Origin of the sequence: Brevibacterium aurantiacum (assembly GCF_900169065.1) — a bacterium.
Lineage (GTDB): Bacteria > Actinomycetota > Actinomycetes > Actinomycetales > Brevibacteriaceae > Brevibacterium > Brevibacterium aurantiacum.
In genome coordinates this window covers 19,518-38,269 of sequence record NZ_FXZB01000015.1, presented here as the reverse complement: position 1 = coordinate 38,269, position 18,752 = coordinate 19,518, and the positions used below count along the sequence as shown (strand labels likewise).

General features: G+C 63.5%; 15 protein-coding genes. 3 read left to right on the top strand and 12 right to left on the bottom strand.

Features of this window, described 5'->3' with window-relative positions; all coding sequences use genetic code 11:
* Nucleotides 1–66 precede the first annotated feature (66 nt).
* Together BAUR9175_RS11475 and BAUR9175_RS11470 are read right to left on the bottom strand one after the other, a co-directional pair.
* Nucleotides 67–1,380: an acyltransferase family protein gene (locus BAUR9175_RS11475; protein WP_101583818.1), complete on the bottom strand. Its 1,314-nt coding sequence runs from the start codon at nt 1,378–1,380 to the stop codon at nt 67–69.
* Nucleotides 1,381–1,456: 76 nt separating this feature from the next.
* Nucleotides 1,457–3,406 (bottom strand): amidohydrolase, encoded by a 1,950-nt coding sequence (locus tag BAUR9175_RS11470; protein WP_035278815.1) that lies wholly within the window; start codon nt 3,404–3,406, stop codon nt 1,457–1,459.
* 127 nt (nt 3,407–3,533) lie between these two features.
* On the opposite strand from BAUR9175_RS11470, the gene BAUR9175_RS11465 reads away from it, so the two are divergent.
* A complete protein-coding gene (locus BAUR9175_RS11465; RefSeq protein WP_009883432.1) occupies nt 3,534–4,025 on the top strand; it encodes a hypothetical protein in 492 nt (163 codons plus the stop codon).
* A gap of 12 nt (nt 4,026–4,037) precedes the next feature.
* Here the strand turns inward: BAUR9175_RS11465 and BAUR9175_RS11460 are convergent, their stop codons facing one another.
* The 6 genes from BAUR9175_RS11460 to BAUR9175_RS19380 all read right to left on the bottom strand — a co-directional run bounded on the left by BAUR9175_RS11460 (nt 4,038) and on the right by BAUR9175_RS19380 (nt 9,826).
* Nucleotides 4,038–4,793 carry an iron ABC transporter ATP-binding protein gene (locus BAUR9175_RS11460; RefSeq protein WP_096162449.1) on the bottom strand — a complete coding sequence of 252 codons (756 nt, stop codon included), beginning with the start codon at nt 4,791–4,793 and terminating at the stop codon, nt 4,038–4,040.
* Nucleotides 4,790–6,001, bottom strand: coding sequence for an iron chelate uptake ABC transporter family permease subunit (locus BAUR9175_RS11455; protein ID WP_241211556.1), 1,212 nt, complete (start codon nt 5,999–6,001; stop codon nt 4,790–4,792). Before BAUR9175_RS11455 ends, BAUR9175_RS11460 begins: the two co-directional genes overlap by 4 nt.
* An 8-nt stretch (nt 6,002–6,009) precedes the next feature.
* Nucleotides 6,010–7,080 carry an ABC transporter permease gene (locus BAUR9175_RS11450; protein WP_226823965.1) on the bottom strand — a complete coding sequence of 357 codons (1,071 nt, stop codon included), beginning with the start codon at nt 7,078–7,080 and terminating at the stop codon, nt 6,010–6,012.
* 30 nt (nt 7,081–7,110) lie between these two features.
* Entirely contained in the window at nt 7,111–8,103 is a 993-nt protein-coding gene (locus BAUR9175_RS11445) for a siderophore ABC transporter substrate-binding protein (protein ID WP_069599351.1), read from the bottom strand.
* 160 nt (nt 8,104–8,263) lie between these two features.
* Entirely contained in the window at nt 8,264–9,229 is a 966-nt protein-coding gene (locus BAUR9175_RS11440; RefSeq protein WP_069599350.1) for an inositol monophosphatase family protein, read from the bottom strand.
* Between the two features lie 441 nt (nt 9,230–9,670).
* Nucleotides 9,671–9,826: a hypothetical protein gene (locus BAUR9175_RS19380; RefSeq protein ID WP_009883438.1), complete on the bottom strand. Its 156-nt coding sequence runs from the start codon at nt 9,824–9,826 to the stop codon at nt 9,671–9,673.
* A gap of 416 nt (nt 9,827–10,242) precedes the next feature.
* On the opposite strand from BAUR9175_RS19380, the gene BAUR9175_RS11435 reads away from it, so the two are divergent.
* Nucleotides 10,243–13,173: an FAD-binding and (Fe-S)-binding domain-containing protein gene (locus tag BAUR9175_RS11435; protein WP_069599349.1), complete on the top strand. Its 2,931-nt coding sequence runs from the start codon at nt 10,243–10,245 to the stop codon at nt 13,171–13,173.
* A 2-nt stretch (nt 13,174–13,175) separates the two neighbouring features.
* On the opposite strand, the gene BAUR9175_RS11430 is transcribed toward BAUR9175_RS11435, so the two are convergent.
* Entirely contained in the window at nt 13,176–13,565 is a 390-nt protein-coding gene (locus tag BAUR9175_RS11430) for a universal stress protein (protein ID WP_009883440.1), read from the bottom strand.
* A 116-nt stretch (nt 13,566–13,681) separates the two neighbouring features.
* A complete protein-coding gene (locus BAUR9175_RS11425; RefSeq protein ID WP_096162451.1) occupies nt 13,682–14,680 on the bottom strand; it encodes a helix-turn-helix transcriptional regulator in 999 nt (332 codons plus the stop codon).
* An 88-nt stretch (nt 14,681–14,768) separates the two neighbouring features.
* Between BAUR9175_RS11425 and BAUR9175_RS11420 the strand changes: the two genes are divergently transcribed.
* Nucleotides 14,769–15,365, top strand: a complete 597-nt coding sequence (locus BAUR9175_RS11420; RefSeq protein WP_101583816.1) for a mycothiol transferase — start codon at nt 14,769–14,771, stop codon at nt 15,363–15,365.
* Between the two features lie 101 nt (nt 15,366–15,466).
* Here the strand turns inward: BAUR9175_RS11420 and aceB are convergent, their stop codons facing one another.
* Together aceB and aceA are read right to left on the bottom strand one after the other, a co-directional pair.
* Entirely contained in the window at nt 15,467–17,071 is a 1,605-nt protein-coding gene (aceB, locus tag BAUR9175_RS11415) for a malate synthase A (RefSeq protein ID WP_096158094.1), read from the bottom strand.
* 261 nt (nt 17,072–17,332) lie between these two features.
* Nucleotides 17,333–18,643 (bottom strand): isocitrate lyase, encoded by a 1,311-nt coding sequence (gene aceA / locus BAUR9175_RS11410; protein WP_069599346.1) that lies wholly within the window; start codon nt 18,641–18,643, stop codon nt 17,333–17,335.
* Nucleotides 18,644–18,752 lie beyond the last annotated feature (109 nt).

Below are 18,752 nucleotides of genomic sequence, written 5' to 3'. Positions count from 1 at the left end.
AGCAGATCACCGGCGCCGAGGTGAGCCGACGTCCCCGCGGGGACGTCGGCTCTTCGCTGTGTGGGGTCAACCTCGGCGGGAGAATGTACGTGGGAGTTTGACCACACCGAAGACGAGCATGCCCGCCAACGGCAGCAGCGGCCAGATCCAGGTCACACCGTTGGCGTCGACCATTCCCACGTCTGCCATGATCGCCAGTCCCGCACAGATCGATGCGGCGGCGAGGATCGGCATCCAAATTTTCGGTGCTGGGCGATCATCAGGCTGCGGTGTCTCGAACCGGCCGAAGATCACCACGAGGAGGCCGGTGATCGCGAGCAGCCCCAGGCACCACAGCGGACGGGTCAGCCACCACACACCGGTCAGCGGGGTGGGCAGAAGTGCCTCGGCGTCGAGTGCCAGGAGCACTTGGGCCAGTGCCGTCAGCGCGGTGAGATGCCACAGGAACCAGGTCATGATCCGCTGGTTCACCAGAACGGTGAGCATCCACAGTCCGGGGCTGCGCAGCAGTGCCGCCAGCGGGCGTTGCAGCATGAGCACGATTCCTGCCTGTGCCATTCCGAGGAACGCCATGGTCACCCGGGTCGGGGCCGAGTTGGAGATCGCATCGGTACCGGCGGTGATCATCGAGACCGGGTAGGGGCCGAAGCCGACGAGGAGTCCGAGCCCGATCGCACCGATGGCGAAGAGCAGCAGGCAGCGTTTCAGGCTCGAGAGTCTGCCATCAAGCCACGCGTAGCCGAACTGGTGGAAGCTGGCCCAGACGAGGAGATAGTTGGGGTAGCCGGCCAGGATGCTGCCAGTGGTGATGCTGATGAGGTCGATGATTCCGGTGGCGGCGATGCCGAGGATGATCGACCACCAACCCCACTTCTCCCACAGCATCAGGCAGGGTGGGGCGACGATGGCGACGAGCAGGTAGGCGGCCAGGAACCAAGTGGGCACCAGCGCCATCTGTGAAGCCAACTGCACCGCGGCCGGCTCGGCGCCGGCGCTCAGGGCGATGATGCAGGTGACCAGCCAGACGAGCAGCAGTGGGATCAGCGGCAGTCCCAAACGGCGCAGGCGAGCCCGCAGCCATTCGGCGTAGCCGGTGTTATTCCTCCTGGCCGAACGCCAGGACAGTGCGTTGGAGTAGCCGCCCACGAGGAAGAAGATCGGCATCACCTGGAACACCCATGTCAGCGGGTGAGTCCAGCGGGCTTCATCGAGGAGTCCATGCGGTTCGATGCCTCCGGTGGAGCTGACCGCGATGATCGTCCAGTGTCCCAGCACGACGACGGTGATCGCAGCAGCACGGAGGAAGTCGACCTCGCGGTTGCGGGAAGCGGGGGTGGCGGCATCGATCTTCTGTGCCTGAGCCATGAACGAACGAGGCATGCGTAAGGATCCTTATCGGCAGGACGAGATGAGGGGTGGGCCGTCGCAACGCAACGGTCGGCGGGTGCGCGGCAGGTCAGGCCTGGTACTTCACCTGGCCGCCGACCACGGTCAGTGCGACCGTGGTGTCACGGATCGCCTCGGCGTGGGCGAAGAGCGCTTCCTCGGACTCATAGCCGAGCAGCCCGTCGTGGTCGAGCGTGGTCAGCTCCGTCAGACCCTCGGCGGTGCAGGGGTCGGTGTCGACGACGATGAAGTCAGCGTCCATGCCCGGTGCCAGATAACCTCGGCGATCATCGAGTCCTGCCGCGTACGCGGGGCCGAAGGTGTGCTGCCGAATGGCTTCCGTGGCAGAGAGCCGCCGCCGAGGTTGGAAGCTCGTCGTCGTATCTCCGGAGATGTTGGCCCTGGTCATCGCCGCATAGATCGCGGCGAAGGGATTGGCTGGTTCGACCGGACCGTCGGAGCCGAAGGCCACATGCGCTCCCGCGCTCAGCAGGTCGGGCCAGGCGTAGGCGGCGAGCTGGGCCGATTCGTCGATGAGGTGGAGCAGGTGCAGATCAGAGATGCAGTGGCGTGGCTGCATGGAGGCGATGACGTCGAGTTCGGCGAATCGGGCGACATCGTCCGGTTGGATGAACTGGGCGTGTTCGACCCGGTGACGCAGGGGTCGCTCGAAGCGCTCCTCGGCGTCTTTCGTGGTTTCGCGGAGGCGTTCGAAGACGTTGAGCACGTGGTGGTTGGCCTGGTCGCCGATGGCGTGGATGGCCACCGAGATGCCGGCCTCGGTGGCGAGCCTGGCGTTGTCGAAGAGGTCGTCCTCTGACATCTGGGCGATCCCGTAGTTGGCGTCGACCGCCTCGGTGCTCAGTGCCTCTTCGGGCAGTGATCCGGGGTATGTGTAGTACTCCTGCTCGGATGCTTCTGCGGAGACACCGAGGTCCCCGGATGCGTCGTCCCGCTCACGGTCCGTCGTCTCCACTGCTTCGGCGTCCTGCTCGGCTTCGACGTCCCGCTCGCTGTCGTGTGCGTCATCGTGTGCGTTCGGGTCGGGGAACGGTGAGGACATGTGGCTGGTGTGCGAGCCCAGGGCTCCGTCGGAGAAGAGCTTCAGCCCGCCTCGGTGCAGCCAGTCATCGCCGTCGCCGGTGTGCCATCCGGTTTCGATCGCCCAGGGCACCTCGGGTCCGCGCAGGTATTTCGTGACTCGAATGTGCTGCTGGTCGGCTTCGCGCAGGTCATACCAGCCCAGGGTCGAGGCGATGGAGTCGAAGTCATGGATCCCGGTCAGTCCCTGGGACAGGAACAGCTTCTGGGTGCGGTCGAGTCGTTCGACCTGTTCCTCACGCGTGGGTTCGGGAATGTAGCGGGCCACCAGGTCGGTGGCGTCTTCGCGGACCAGTCCGGTCAGCCATCCCTCGTCGTCGCGCACGAACTCCCCGCCGAACGGATCTGCAGTGAGGTCATCGATGCCGGCGATCTCGAGCCCATGGGCGTTCGTCCAAAGCGTGTGCAGATCGACCGACCACATCGCCACGGGATGGTCGGGCACGGCCTGGTCGAGCAGTTGCCGATCGGGGTATCGCGGGTCATCCCACTTATTGAGGTCCCACCCGGACCCGACCACCCATTCACCGAAGGGCATCTGACTGGCGCGTTCACGGATGGCCTCGACCGCCTCGGCGAGGGATCGGACGTTGGAAAGATCAAGGTCGGTCAGGGAGTCCGCGTAGTGGACGGAGTGCATGTGGGCGTCGACGAGGCCGGGCAGGATGACCTGGCCGGCGCAGTCGATCTCTTCGATCTCGAGGCCTGGAATCACCGTGGTGGCACCGATTCCACCCGCCGAGGCGAGCGCTGCCGCCGTCGAGGATTCTGTGGCGGCGATGTCGAGCAGTTCAGCCCTGGTTCCCACGGCCACGATCTTCTCGCCGTTGACGAGGATCGAGTCGGGTGCGACCGCCGAGGTGGTGTCAGGGGCGGCGGGGTCAAAACTTCGCACGACGGCGTTGGAGAACAGACGCATGAGCACCAGTCTAGAGCGCAGGGACCGCTCTTCCCGGCAGGTGTGCACGGCAGTTCTTCCCCGCCCCGCCGGCCCTGGTGCCGCACTTCCGCACGGCACACTTTCTACCGGGAGTAGAATTCGGGGCATGGCCAATGTTTTCAGCTCTCAGGACACCCGACTCTCCGCTGGTGCCCGCGTCATACTTCCCGCCATCTGGCTCGGTCTCATCATCGGCATCTCGCTGATCGAGGCGCCGCTGAAGTTCACCGCCCCGGGCATCACGATCCCGCTGGGCCTGGGCATCGGCCGACTGGTCTTCACGGCCATGAACTGGGTGGAGATCGGCATCGCCGTGATCCTGCTGTGGTCGGTGCTCAAAGACCATGTGGGCCGGTTGTACCGGTGGTTGGCCTGCGGCATGATCGCCGTCCTCATCATCAAGGTCACCGTCATCCGCCCCCTGCTCAACAACCGCACGGATGCTGTCCTCGCCGGTGTCGACGACGGCGGGTCGAGCTTGCACCTGTTCTACATCGCCGCCGACGGGATCCTCATCCTCGGCCTCGTCACCATGCTCATCGTGGCGGCTCGCCGCTGGGTGTGGGTCCGGCCTGCCGTCGACAACCCGCACTCATAGGTCGACAGCGCTTCAGTAGTAAACAGCCAGCCGGCCGCGGGGCCCGTCGATGACCTCGACCGGGGTGTCGAATACGCGGGAGAGCACCTCGGCGGTCATGATCTCCGCAGGCGTTCCGAACTCCACCACGCTGCCGGTCTTCACAGCACAGATGTGGTCGGCGTAGTGACCGGCGAAGTTGATGTCGTGGAGGACGATGACGATGGTCCGCCCCATTTCGGTGGCGGCCCGACGCAGGTGAGCCATCATCTGCACGGAGTGCTTCATGTCGAGGTTGTTCAGCGGTTCGTCCAGCAGCACGTAGTCGGTGTCCTGGGCCAGGACCATTGCCACGTAGGCACGCTGTCGCTGACCACCGGAGAGTTCGTCGATGAACCGATCTTCGAGTTCGGCCAGTTCGAGGAAGTCGATCGCCTGCGAGATGATCTCCTCATCGGCGGTCGTGAGACGCCCCTTGGAATAGGGGAAGCGGCCGAATCCGACGAGCTGGCGGATCGTGAGCCGGGTGATGAAGTGGTTCTCCTGGCGCAGGATGGACACGATCTTCGCCAGGTCCTTCGACTTTGTGGACGACACGTCGTATCCGGCGACCTCGATCGCCCCGTCGTCGATACCCAGCAGACGCCCGATCATCGTCAGCAGCGTCGACTTTCCGGCACCGTTGGGCCCGACCAGCGCGGTGACTCCCCCGGCGGGGATCTCCACGTCGACGGGTCCGATCTCGACGTCGTTGCCATAGGCCTTGCGGACCTGGTTCAGGGTGATCACAGGCGTCCCTTTCTCATGATGACGATGAGGAATGCGCCGCCGCCGATGACCTCGATGATGATCGACACGACGCCCTCTGCGTAGAACAGGTTCTTCATGACGAAGTACGCCCCGCCCAGGACGACGAACCCGAGGAGGGCCGCCATCGGCAGCACGTATTTGTGGTCATAGGTGTCGGAGAACTTGTAGGCGAGCATTGCGACCAGGAAGCCGAGGAAGATCATCGGCCCGATCATCGACACGGACACCGCCATGAGAATCGAGACGAAGAAGAGGACCTTCATCATTTCGAACTTGTGATTCAGCCCCAGGTTGCTGGTTGTGTCCCGGCCGAGAGCGAGGACGTTGAGTCGCGAGGACATCAAGTAGATCGCAGCGCAGGCGAGCAAGCACAGCGGAATCGAGACCGGCAGATAGCTGGAGTCCGAGTTCGAGACCGAGCCGAAGAGGCGGGCCGCGAGGACGTCGAATTCACTCGGTGTCAGGGTCCGCTGCATGAACGTCGCGATCGATCCGAGCCCGCCGCCGATGACGACGCCGATGAGCAGCATGATCGCAATGTTCCCGTACCTGCCCGAGAGCAGCCACCCGTAGAGCGCCAACGAGAGCCCGACCATGAGCAGCAGCTGCACGGTGAAGGGCACCAGCCCCTTGAGGTCGACGATCGCGGTGACCCCGACGAAGTACATGGCCCCGGTCTGGATGGCCACGTACAGAGATTCGAAGCCCATGATCGAGGGCGTGATGATCCGGTTGTTCGTCACCGTCTGAAACGCCACGGTCGCGAACGCCTGGCACAGGGCGACGATCGCGATGACGGCGAGGTTCTTCATCCGCAGCTGCGCGATGAGCCAGAATCCGTCGTCGGTGATCGGCATCGGATTATCCCAGGCCAGGAGGCCCAGAGCGATGGCCGCCGAGGCGATGATGAGGCCGATCATGATCGACCAGTAACGCCACCTGGCCTTGGCAGTCCCCAAAGAGCCGGAAGATCGCCGAGGCTGTTCTCCGGTCGGCGCCAACGCTGACGCGGTCCGTCGCTTCGTCGTCGGCGTGGTCCGTCGCTTCGTCGACGCGGTCCGTCGCTTCGTCGGCGTGGTCCCACGCGTCGCCGTCTTCGACGGGGCGTTCGAGAACGTGGTTGTCTTCCCCTGCTCCGAGCGACTCGTCGTCGGGGAGGTCGTGGATTCTGTCGTCTCTGCGCTCATGGTGCGCCTCAGCCCCGCTTCCGCTGTCGCAGGAGAAGCCCGACGAACACGGCGGCACCGACGACCCCGAGGATGACTGAGACGGGCAGCTCGAAGGGCATAATGATGACTCGGCCGATGAGGTCGCAGATCGTGACGATGGCGATGCCCAGCAGGCACACCCAGGGCAGATTGCTGCGCAGGTCATCGCCGCGGATCATCGACACGATGTTGGGGACGATGAGGCCGAGGAACGGCAGACTGCCGACGACCACCGTGACGACGCCCGTGGCGATGGCCACGAGTATGGTGCCGATGAGGATGACCTGGTTGTAGTTGAGTCCGACGTTCGTCGCGACTTCTTTGCCCAGACCGGCCACGGTGAACCGGTCGGCGGCGATGAAGACCGCGATCACGACGATGACGACGACCCACAGTATCTCGTACTGTCCGCGCAGGATCGAGGTGAAGCTGCCGGCGAACCAGATGCCCAGGCTCTGGAGCATATCGGCCTGGACGGCAACGAAGGTCGAGATCGCCCCGACCACCGCACCGAGCATGATGCCGATGATGGGCACGATGAGCGATGACTTCAGCGAGACCCGGCGCAGGAACAGGAAGAAGACGAGTGTGCCGATGAAGGCGGCGATGATGGCCCCGATCATTCGGGCCAGGATGGAGGCGTCCGGGTAGACGATGACGGTGAGCATGAGGCCCAGCCCGGCCCATTCGGTGGTGCCCGTTGTCGTCGGTTCGACGAATCGGTTCTGCGTCAGCAGCTGCATGACCAGACCGCACATCGCCATCGCCGCCCCGGAGAGGACAAGTGCAATGGTGCGCGGCACACGGGTGATCTGGAACATCTCGGCTCCGCCGTCACCGCCGAAGATGTCGTAGACGCCGGTCAACAGGGAGAGGACGAGCAGCAGCAGGACACCGACGACGCCCGCCGCGAGCTTCCAGCTCAGCAGCGGGCTCTTCACCTCGGCAGAGCCCTTCCTCGCCGAGGTGGCACCACCTCCTGTGGAGACACCGGTATCCGTCGCCGTCGGGCCGACGTCGCCACCGTGAGTGGTGGGGCCGTTGCGTGTACTCGTCATACTCTCGATCTCAATTACAGCTGGGAATCATTACTTCTGCTCTTCGAGCTTGTCTGCGAAGGAGTTGTAGAACTCGGTGTAGGTCTGAATTCCTTCGTTGAGGTAGGTGTCCTGCGGGAAGTAGACGATCTTGTCGTCCTTGATCGCGGGAACGTCCTTGAGCGCTTCGGAGTCCTCGAGGACTTCGGCAGCGGGCGCCGAGCCTTCATCGCGCTCCTCGGGTGCGAATGAGGCATCGCGATCCATGACGACCATGAGATCGGGTTTGGAGTCTGCGATGGCTTCGACCGAGATGTCATCTCCCTGGTGATCTTCGCTGCTCGCCTCGACTTCAAGGGCAGGACTGAGACCGAGGGCGTCGAAGACCGGTCCGACGGTGCGTCCGGTCGAGGGTGCGGAATAGCCGATGTCACCCGCCGAGGTGATGAGGCCCATGGCCGTGTCACTGCTGTCATAGGCCGCCTTGGCTCGTTTCACCGAGGCGTCGTAGTCGTCGATGATCTTCTTCGCCTCGTCCTGTTTGCCGAAGACTTCACCCAGGACGGTCGTCTGGCGCTTGAGTTCCGATCCGAAGTCCTCGCCGTCGCGAGGATCGAGCTCGAGCACCGTGGCCTCGGGCGCTAGCTTCGCGAGGTCGTCGTGGAATTGCGCGAATCGCTGGCCATTGATGACGAGGTCCGGCTTGGCCTCGACGATCTTCTCCAGGTCGGGTTCGCGGTGCGAGCCGAGGTCGAGGACCGAGTCGTCCTTCGTGTAGCTGAGGTCCTCGGACATCAGGGAGACCGCGGCGGCGCTGAGTTCGATGTCCCAGGCGTCCAGGGTCTCGAAGGTGCGGTTGTCCGTGGCGACCACCGAGGTGGGAGGACTCACCACGGTCTGCGTTCCGTTGTTGTCTTCGATGTCGATGGTGCTGCTCGAATCGGCGTCGGCGCCGGTGTCCTCGGCGGCAGCTTGGCCACATCCGGCTAGAGCGAGTGCGACCACGCCGGCCAGGGCGCTGAGACGGAGGCGAGACGAAACCATGGTGATCTACTTCCTGCAGATGTCATTGATGTCAGATGAATACGAACCGTGAATTAGCTTAGCCTAAGCTTCACACAATACGTGACAGTAATCTAACATTATTCTTCTCACATTCACGGCGGAAGTAGTCAGCCGTATCGACCTGTCAGATAGGGGCCTGTCAGATCGAGGCGATGAGTCGTCGCGCTTCCTGCTCGGATTCTGCGGCAGCCGTGGGGCCACCGGATCCACCGCGGTGCACAGAAGCGCCGGCCTCGGCGGCAATGACTCCGCCGCCGGCATAGTCATAGATCCCCAGGCCTCGTTCGGCATAGCTGTTGACCTTGCCTTCTGCGAGCATGCACAGGTCAATGGCCGCCGATCCGCAGCGACGAATGTCGTCGTAGCCGTCCATGAGGGTCAGCAGCTTCGCCAGCTGCGGACCGCGATTGTCCCCGGTGTAGGCGAAGCCGGTTGCCAGCAGTCTTCCGGAGAGTCCGGCTGGTGTGCCGTACAGCCGTCGAGCGGGGATGGCCAGCGTCGACCCTCGAGCCTCGGACAGCTGTCCCTCGACGCGGTAGGAGCCCTGACCCTTCGCACCGAGCCACGTGGCATTCAGCCCAGGGGATGCGACGAGTCCGATGAGCCATCCTTCCTCGCCCAGTCCTCGGCCATGGTCTTCGCCTGCCTCACAGACGCCGACGGAGAACGCATAGTGTTCGATGTTGCGCACATAGTTGACAGTGCCGTCGATGGGATCGACGTGCCATTCCAGGGGCTGACCATGGTCGCTCGTATCGAGCAGATCATTGCTGCCGGGATCAAAGCAGTTGAGTCGGCTCAGAAGCTGGGTGTCGAAGAAGCCGGTGGGGTCCAGCGCTGGGGCGCCCTCTTCGCCGACCATGATGTCAGCGGGTCGAACCTTCGTCAGGTAGCCGCGGACCAGTGATTCGATCTGCGCATCTGCGAGAGTCACGAGGTCATTGGGTGAGGTCTTCGTGTCCACCACGGAGGCGTCAAGCTGTGCACCGAGGGAACTGCGCCAGGCCACCATCTGCTCCCACGCCATCGTGGCCAGATCCGAGGCGATCCGGATCAGGGGAAGTTCACTGACATCACTGGGCAGAAGGTTTGTCTCGGAGCTCATGGTTCAACTCTAGTCGGCCCTCGCCAACCGCCTCGTGTAACAACACTGCAATACAGATGCGAGTGTGTACTTCTTGTATCTAAGCCGCTCAGGCGCTCTGTCAGGGTCGACTGCCACGGAGAATTCGACCGACTGCGCCTCGTTGCAGGGAACAGAAATCGATGATCCGAAAGCAAACTTTTCGATCACATTCGTTCGCATTCAGAACGAGTCTTCATTACCCGAGTGCAATCGCTCCATTAATGTCGCATGCACGCTCTTCACATGATTTCCACAATAAAGAGGTCTTGTTATCAGATAGTGATAAAACGAATGACTTCACACATGACTCAACGCCCGAGGTGGGCGCCCGCGCTGATCACCTCATTGTGATGCGCGGGCCTCTTGTCCCACCTCGGTCGACCTGCAGCGCTCGGGTGCCTCCACGGCACCCTTTTGGCCTTATTTTGCGGGAGCTGGAACGGACTTGGCGGCATCGGGGCGCTGGACCTGCCCATGCCGACGCACGATCTCCTGCACCGCCTGCGATGAGGTGCCTGCCGCTTCGGCGATGGAACCGAAGGTCGCACCCTCTTCACGGGCACGAAGAATCGCCATCACGTAATCGGTGTTGATTTTTGCTCGTTGACGAGAAACCTTCCGGACTGCACCAACTAAGGCTGTCTGGTCAACTGTTAATTCACGGGCTCGACGCGACATGGTTTCTTCCCTTGCTTACGACTCTGGCTCGATGCCAGCTAATGGTGTAGTTCCATTAAATACCATGCATATGACAATAATCCAATAATTACCGAATTACAGAAGAGAAGGCACTGTCCCGGTCCTGTTTTATAACAGTTCAATAACATCCCGGCTCCCTCCTGCCCTCTGTACGTCGGTCTGCTCTGTCCGGAGTCGGCACTGTCCCACGCCGAGCGCGGGGAGTACACGGGGCATACGTGAAGTGGCACAATGCGAACATGACGACTTCGGTTCATAGCACTGGTGCACGTCGAACGTCTGCGGAGACAGAGATGTCCCTCGCCGATGTTCTCTCAACCGAGCTGAGGACTGCGGGCGTGCGTGATTTCAGCGTCGATGACACCGATCGTGCCGCCTATACCTCGGATGCGTCCCTGTTCCGCCTGGTTCCGCAGGCCATCGTGTTCCCGCACGACGAAGCAGACGTCTCATCCACACTGGCAGTCGCACGTCGACTGGGTGTTCCCATCACCAGCCGCGGGGCCGGCACCTCGATCGCCGGGAATGCGATCAGCACAGGCATCATCCTCGACTTCTCCCGCCATATGAATGAGGTCCTCTCACTCGACCCCGACGCACAGTCGGCCTGGGTCCAAGCCGGATGCATCCACGCCCACCTGCAGGCGCAGGCACGACCCCACGGACTGCGCTTCGGCCCAGACCCCTCCACCCACACGCGCTGCACGATCGGCGGAATGATCGGCAACAACGCCTGCGGACCACGTGCGCTGGGCTACGGTCGCACCGGCGACAACATCCTCGCCCTGGTCGTCATGCTCGTCGACGGCACCGTCGTCACCCTCGACGACACCGACTCCTCAGAGACGTTCCCGCGCCTGCACGAACTCGTCGCCGGGCAGCTGGGCACCATCCGGACGAATCTGGGCACCTTCTCTCGCCAGGTCTCCGGATATGGACTCGAATCCCTGCTGCCGGAGAACGACTTCGACCTGCGTCGGGCCTTCGCCGGATCCGAAGGCACCTGGGGCATCGTCCTTGCCGCGAAGATGCGTCTGGTCAAAGACCCCGACAACACCGCGGCAGTGGTGCTCGGATATGAGGACATGGTCGCGGCCGCACACGACGCTCCCCTGCTCAAGGGCTTTCCGGTTGCGGCCTGCGAGGGCCTCGACAAGCGCATGCTCGATCGGGTCATCGAGACCAAGGGCGCCGAGGCTGTCCCCCGTCTGCCCGAGGGCGCCGGCTGGCTCGTGGTTGAGCTCACCGGCGAGGACGAAGCCGAGCTGGTGGATGAGACGAAACGACTGATCCGGGAGTCTGCTGCCTTGGACTCTGCCGTGCTGGGTGCCCAGGCCGCCGCCGAGATCTGGGGGATCCGCGCCGATGGCGCCGGTCTCGTGTCGCGGACGCCGGATGGTCGTGACGCCCACGCCGGGTGGGAGGATTCTGCGGTTCCGGTGGACAACCTCGGCGACTACCTGCGTGATCTCATGGAACTGCTCACCGAGCATGGGCTGTGGGGAATTCCCTACGGGCACTTCGGTGACGGGTGCCTGCACATGCGGGTGGACTTTCCGCTCGAGGATCCCGACGGTCCGGAGGTGATGCGGACGTTCATGGTCGCTGCGACGAAGCTTGTGGCCCGCTACGGCGGGTCCGTCTCCGGTGAGCATGGGGATGGTCGGGCTCGGTCCGAGCTGCTGCGTCTCGTCTATCCGCCGGCGGTGCTCGATCTGTTCAAGGAGGTCAAGGAGCTCTTCGACCCGCAGTATCTGCTCAATCCGGGTGTCATCGTCGATCCCGATGCGCTGACCGAGTCGCTGCGACTGACCCAGCTGCCGCTGCGGGAGGAGCTGCCCGGCAGTTTGGCGATGAGCTACGAGGGTGAGTCCGCTGGGTTCGCCTCGGCCGTGCATCGGTGCACCGGTGTCGGCAAATGCCGCGCCGATTCCGCCGACAGCGGTGGCGTCATGTGCCCGTCCTACCAGGCCACCCGCGATGAACGGCATTCCACCCGTGGTCGTGCCAGGGTGCTGCAGGAGATGGTGTCCGGGGATCTCCTCGATTCCTCATGGCAGTCCCCCGAGGTCGCTGACGCCCTCGATCTCTGCCTGTCCTGCAAGGCCTGCGGCACCGAGTGCCCGACGGGGACGGACATGTCCACGTATAAGGCCGAGGTTCTCTACCAGTCCTATAAGGGCAGGCTGCGCCCGATGAAGCACTATTCGCTCGGGTTCCTCCCGCAGCTGGCGCGCGCCATCACTCCCCTGGCGCCGGTGATCAACCGTGTCTCGGGGCTGCCTGGGCTGACGAGCGTGGCCAAGAAGATGGCCGGGATCGATGTCCGCAGGTCCATCCCCCAGTTCGCGGCCACGACCTTCCGCAAGTGGTGGAAGACCTCAGGCTCCACCCCCGCCGAGGTGGGGGCCGGGACGAAGACACGCGAAGTCGTTCTGTTCGCCGATTCGTGGTCGAATCATTTCGCACCGCGCATCCTCGCGGCCGCCGTGGCCGTGCTCGAGCGCGCGGGTGTCACCGTGCGCGTCATCGACCAGACCGTGTGCTGTGGCCTGCCGCTGATCTCAACCGGGCAGCTCGACGCGGCGAAGGCGAATCTGGGTCAGACGATCAGCGCGCTCGATGCCACCGGGGATGTGCCGATCATCGGGGTCGAACCCTCATGCCTGGCGACTCTGAAGGACGATTCGCAGAAGCTCTTGGCGAATGAGGCCTCGGCCCGGGTCGCGGCACGTGTGCAGACCTTCGCCCAATACCTGCTCAGCGTCGGCGCCGAACTTCCGCGCCTGGACGGGGTCGAGGCTCTGGTCCAGCCGCACTGTCATCAGTCGGCGATCTTCGGCAACGCCGCAGACAAGGAACTCCTGGCCAGAACCGGTGCCGCCTCGAAGTTCCTGGGCGGCTGCTGCGGTCTGGCCGGAAACTTCGGCGTCGAAGAGGGCCACTATGAGACCTCGGTCGCCGTGGCCGAAGTGGCTCTGCTGCCGGCGTTGCGCGAGCAGGAGGCACTGCGTGACCGGACCCCGAATGCGGTTGGGGCTGGTGGAGCTGCCGGGACGGGAGCCGTTGAAGGCGATGGTGACCGGACGCGGGTCGTTCTCGCCGATGGCTATTCCTGCCGCACTCAGATCGCCGACCTCAGCAACGCCCAGGGCGTGTCATTGCCGGAGCTGCTCGCCTGGGGTTGGGTCTCGAACCCAGCCGCTAATACAGCGAGGGGCTGAGCTCAGGCCTTGGCAGTGAGGACAGGGACCTCTGCCTCGAGCAGGATCCGCTGTGCCTGTGAGCCGAGGATGAACTTGCCGATCGCCGAGCGTTTGCGCAGTCCGATGACGATGAGCTGGGCGTCGTGCTCTTCGACGAGTTCGTTGAGCGTTCCCGGCAGGTCGTCCTCATGGTCGGGCTGGAGCACCTCAACTTCGACGTCTGAATCCTTGCCGAGAGAGACGATGCGGTCGATGACGTCTTGGTCGATCTCGGTCGGGGTTCCACTGGCTCCGCGTCGTTGGGAGTTGATCACGACAGCATTGCTCGACCGAAGTTTGGCCTCTGCGAAGCCCGCGCGCAGAGCCGCCTCACCCTCAGGAGCAGGAAGATAGCCAATGAGAATCGTCATAACAACAAGTATATTGGCTCGGTCCTGATTCGTTCATTCCCGTATCATCCACAGGACATCCCACGGTCACCGCCGCCGCACCCCGAGACCGGCTGTGCTTCGAATCCGGGCGCACATCACTGCTCGCTCCGTTCGGCTGCCACCATTTCCGTACTGCCGGTTCTGCTCACTTGGGCCGCCCGCTGTCCCAGATCGCGCAGTGCATCCAGCAGTTCCGGTGGCTCGATGACCCGGAAGTCCACGGGAGTCGCTGCCGTGATCACTGCCGCCCACGCCAGGTCCTCGACCCCGAATTCCACGCGGGCACCGTCGCCGGAATTCGTAATCGTCGCTGTCCTTGTCGGGAACCAGGCCTTGGTCTCGGCCACGGTGGCATCGACCTCCAGGATCACCGTGTGGCGGTACGCAGCGGTGGTGACAGCGGAACTCACGGCCACCTCGGCGTCGGGATGGTCCCTGGGGGCGAAGGCGAACGTCGTTTCGTGAATCTCACTCATCCGGTCGAGGCGGAAGACTCGCCAATCGCTGCGGGTGAGATCCCAGCCGTAGAGGTACCAGTGCCCGCCGAGGACGACCATGCGCACCGGCTCCACCCGGCGCTGCGTCGTCTCGGATCTCGTCTCGGATCTGGTGGGGCGTCGTTTCTCATGGGCGAACGTGAGGACGTTTCTCGACGCGATCGCCGAGGTGGTCGTCATCACCGCTGTCATGTCGACTCCGGGTTCGTGACCAGGGAGGACGGACACCGCCGTGCTGATGTCTCCGATCGTCCTGTGCATGACCGGAGGCAGCATTGTGCGCAGCTTCGCGGTGGCCGACTCCACATCAGTCGTGCTCAGCCCGGCTCCGTTGAGCAGGGACAGACCGACGGCCGTGGCCAGCGCTTCACCGGTCTGCAGCTGCAGTGGAGGCAGGACTGTGCGCGAGTGGGCGCGGTATCCGCCGGTCGCTCCGGGGAGGGATTCGATGACATAGCCGAGTTCCCGCAGGCTCGCGATATCGCGACGAACCGAGCGTGGGGTGACACCGAAGTGTGCGCCCAGCTCACCCGCGGTGTAGGTCCGTCCCGCGGCGAGCATCCCCAAGAGGGAGAGCAGGCGAGATTCAACGGTCATAGCGGACATTATATGTCCGCATCGCTGGAGACACTGGTATCAGTGATCCGGGGATGACCGGATCGACGACACACGATCAGGAGTTCTCATGGCATTCTTCGCCGCATCAGTCACGACCGAAGCCGACGCGCTGTTCACCTACCTCGAGCAGCAGTGCACGCAGCTCAAGCTCACGGCCCTCGACCTCACCGATGAACAGGCTCGCAGCACTCCGACCACGAGCCCGTTGAGCATCGCGGGTCTGCTGGCCCATGCGGCGCAGGTCCTCAACGGGTGGCTGCTGCAGGTGAAGGAGCCCGAGCGATACATCGATGAAGAGGAGTATCCGACGATCAACGACGGGCTCGGACTCGATGGAATGTTCGATGGTTCAGCGGTTCCCGACCTCGACATCGCCGAGGTGGTGGTGATTTTTGAGAAGAGCATCGCCGAAATCGAGTTGGCTCGTCAGGCTGTCGCAGTCAATGGAACCGATCTGGGCACCGTGGTTCCGATGCCGGGCAATCCCTGGATGCCCAAGGACTTCGTCATGAATGTCCGGTGGATCCTGTGCCATCTCACCACGGAGATCGCTCGTCATGCCGGGCATGCCGACATCATCCGCGAGTCCATCGATGGGGCGATCTCCTACCAGCTCAATGCCCAGGCCGACGGCCAGCCGTGGCCTCCCGCTGAGTGGAGCTGAGCTCTTCCGCTCGAGCTGAGCCAGAACAGAGAAACCCGGATGTCGGACCGCAGCCTGTCGAGTGGCTGTTGTCCGACATCCGGGTAGTCGGTGAGTTCAGATCAGGCCGCGAACACCGCGCCCTTCGACACCCTGTCGACCAGGTGGTCGGAGTAGGCGGGCATCGTGAGGAATTCGGGGAAGTCCTCACCCAGTGCGCTCTTGCGGAAGATCTCAACCGCTTCGGTGTAGTGGTCGGCGGGGTGGCGCTCGATGACTGCGAGCTCCTCGCCCATGTAGCGCTCGACCAGGTCGCGGGTCAGCTGCTTGCCGTTGTCCAAGGTCACCGAGTGGCGGATCCACTGCCAGATCTGGGACCGCGAGATCTCTGCGGTCGAGGCGTCCTCGAGCAGGTTCTCGAGGGCAACGTTGCCGTTGCCGCCCAACCATTCGTTCATGTAGCCGATGGCCACGCGGATGTTGAGGCGAACGCCTTCCTCGGTGACCGTCTTGTCCAGTCCCGACACGTCGAGCATGTGCTCGGCGCAGGCGTGGGCATCGACGCGGCGGTTGTCGAGCTGGTTGGGCTTGTCGCCGAGTGCTGCGTCGAAGACCTCAAGCGCGTCATCGACGAGTCCCGGCTCGGCCACCCAGGTGCCGTCGAAGCCGCGTGAGGCTTCGCGAGCCTTGTCTTCGCGCATCTTCACCATCTCTGAGGCCACGAATTCCTTGTCCGGGTGCGTGGTCATGAGGTTGCTCATGGTGCCGATCGCGTGTGCTCCGCGACGGTGGCAGGTTGAGACGAGACGGTCGGCGAATGCCTGCAGCAGCGGCAGTCCCATGGTCAGGTGCTCACGATCCGGCAGCACCCACTCCGGGGAGTTGCGGAAGTTCTTCACCAGCGAGAACAGGTAGTCCCAGCCGGCCGCGTTGAGTCCTGCACAGTGGTCGCGCAGCTCCCACAGGATCTCTTCCATCTGGAACACAGCGGTGATCGTCTCGATGTGTGCCGTGGCTCGGATGGTTCCCTGCGGCAGACCCATGTAGTCCTGAGCGAAGACGAAGATCTCGTTCCACAGGCGTGCTTCGCGGAAGGATTCGAGCTTCGGCAGGTAGAAGTAGGGTCCCGAGCCGCTGTCGACGAGTCGGCGTGCGTTGTGGAAGAAGTAGAGACCGAAGTCGACCATGGCGCCCGAGGTCTCTGTCTCCCTGCCCTGGCCGTCAACATGGAGCAGGTGCTTCTCGGGCAGGTGCCAGCCGCGGGGGCGCAGTCCGATGGTGGGCTGCTGGCGGTTGTTCACGCCGGGCAGATTGCCGCGGATGGCGTTGAACAGGTTGAGCTGTCCGCCGATGATGTTGGCCCAGGTCGGGCTGGTCGCGTCTTCGAGGTCGGCGAGCCAGACCTTCGCACGGGAGTTCAGTGCCGCAATCACTTCGGGTTCGGAGACGGGGCCGGTCAGCTCAACGCGGCGGTCTTCGAGACCGGGAGCTCCGGTCGAGCCGGCGACCTTCCAGGTGGTGTCGGCCCGGATTCCTGCGGTGTCGGGGGTGAACCTCGGGAACGTGCCGTTCCGGATGCTCTGCGCCTGACGTCCACGGACACCGAGCAGCTTGCCCAAACGGTCGCTGAAGCGATCGTGGAGTGCCGCGATGAAGTTGAGGGCGGACTCCGAGAGGATTGTGTCGAAGCCTGGTTCGATGGGGGCGTTGATTTTGATGTGAGACATGGGGCTTCTCCTCACCCGTCGGAATGTGTGCTGCTGATGTGTGGTGCGATGGCGGTGCTTCGGTACTTCGGTGGTGCGGTGCTTCGGTGGTGCTGCTTGTGTCGCCGAGGTTGTGGTTGGTGTTGAGATGACCGGTGTGCCGGCGCGGATCAACAGTGCAAACCCCGTGAAAACACTGTCGACCCGCGCCGAGTACTATGTGACCGGTCCACCGGCAGAGCCGGTGCCTGTCATCCGATGACCGCGATGGTCACCGCGGGCTCAGCTGAACTGAGCGGATTCGGTCGAACCGGCCAGAGCTGTCGTCGAGGACTCTGGGTTCAGCGCGGTCGAGACCAGGTCGAAGTATCCGGTTCCGACCTCACGCTGGTGCTTGGTTGCGGTGTAGCCGCGGTCCTCGGCAGCGAACTCGCGTTCCTGCAGCTCGACGTACGAGGTCATCTGGTTGCGGGCGTAGCCGTGAGCCAGATCGAACATCGAGTAGTTGAGCGCGTGGAAGCCGGCCAGGGTGATGAACTGGAACTTGTAGCCCATGGCTCCCAGCTCACGCTGGAACTTCGCGATGGTGGCATCGTCGAGGTGCTTGCGCCAGTTGAACGACGGCGAGCAGTTGTAGGCCAGCATCTGGTCCGGGTACTCCGCGTGGATGGCGTCCGCGAACTTCTTGGCAGCTTCGAGGTCCGGTGTGGAGGTCTCCATCCACAGCATGTCCGCGTAGGGAGCGAAGGACAGTCCGCGGGCGATGCCTGCTTCGATGCCGTTCGTGATCTTGTAGAAGCCTTCGGAGGTGCGCTCACCGGTGACGAAGCGCTGATCGCGCTCGTCGATGTCCGAGGTCATCAGCGTTGCCGCTTCTGCGTCGGTACGGGCGATGACGAGGCTGGGCACGTTCTCGACGTCGGCTGCGAGGCGAGCCGCGTTGAGGGTGCGGATGTGCTGCGAGGTCGGAACGAGAACCTTGCCGCCGAGGTGGCCGCACTTCTTCTCAGAACCGAGCTGATCCTCGAAGTGCACACCGGCTGCGCCGGAGGAGATCATCGAGCGCATGAGCTCGTAGACGTTGATCGAACCGCCGAAGCCTGCTTCTGCGTCGGCCACGATCGGTGCGAACCAGTCGTCGACGTTCTTCTTGCCTTCCGAGGTCTCGATCTGGTCGGCGCGCATCAGAGCGTTGTTGATGCGACGCACGACCTGCGGCACCGAGTTGGCCGGGTAGATCGACTGATCAGGGTAGGTCTGTCCGGCATTGTTCGCATCGGCGGCGACCTGCCAGCCGGAAAGGTAGATGGCGTTGAGGCCGGCCTTGACCTGCTCCACTGCCTGGTTGCCGGTCAGCGCACCGAGTGCGTTGACGTAGTCGCCGGACTTGATGTCGGTGGAGGCCACCTGGTTCCAGAGGCGCTCGGCACCGTGGCGAGCCAGCGTGTGCTCTTCGATCAGCGAACCGCGCAGTTTGACGACATCCTCGGGCTCGTAGTCACGAGCAACTCCCGACCAGCGGGCATTGGTGGCCCAATCGCGGCGGATGGCCTCAGCATCGTGCAAGTTGCTCTGCGTGGTGTTCTCAGTCATTCTCATTCACTCCTCTTCGTTCGGGGTTGGTGAGATCAGTCTGCCGTGACCGCAAGGGGCCCGACAGACATTTCTCCGATGAATAATCGGCAGTTTTCCGGTTTTAGAA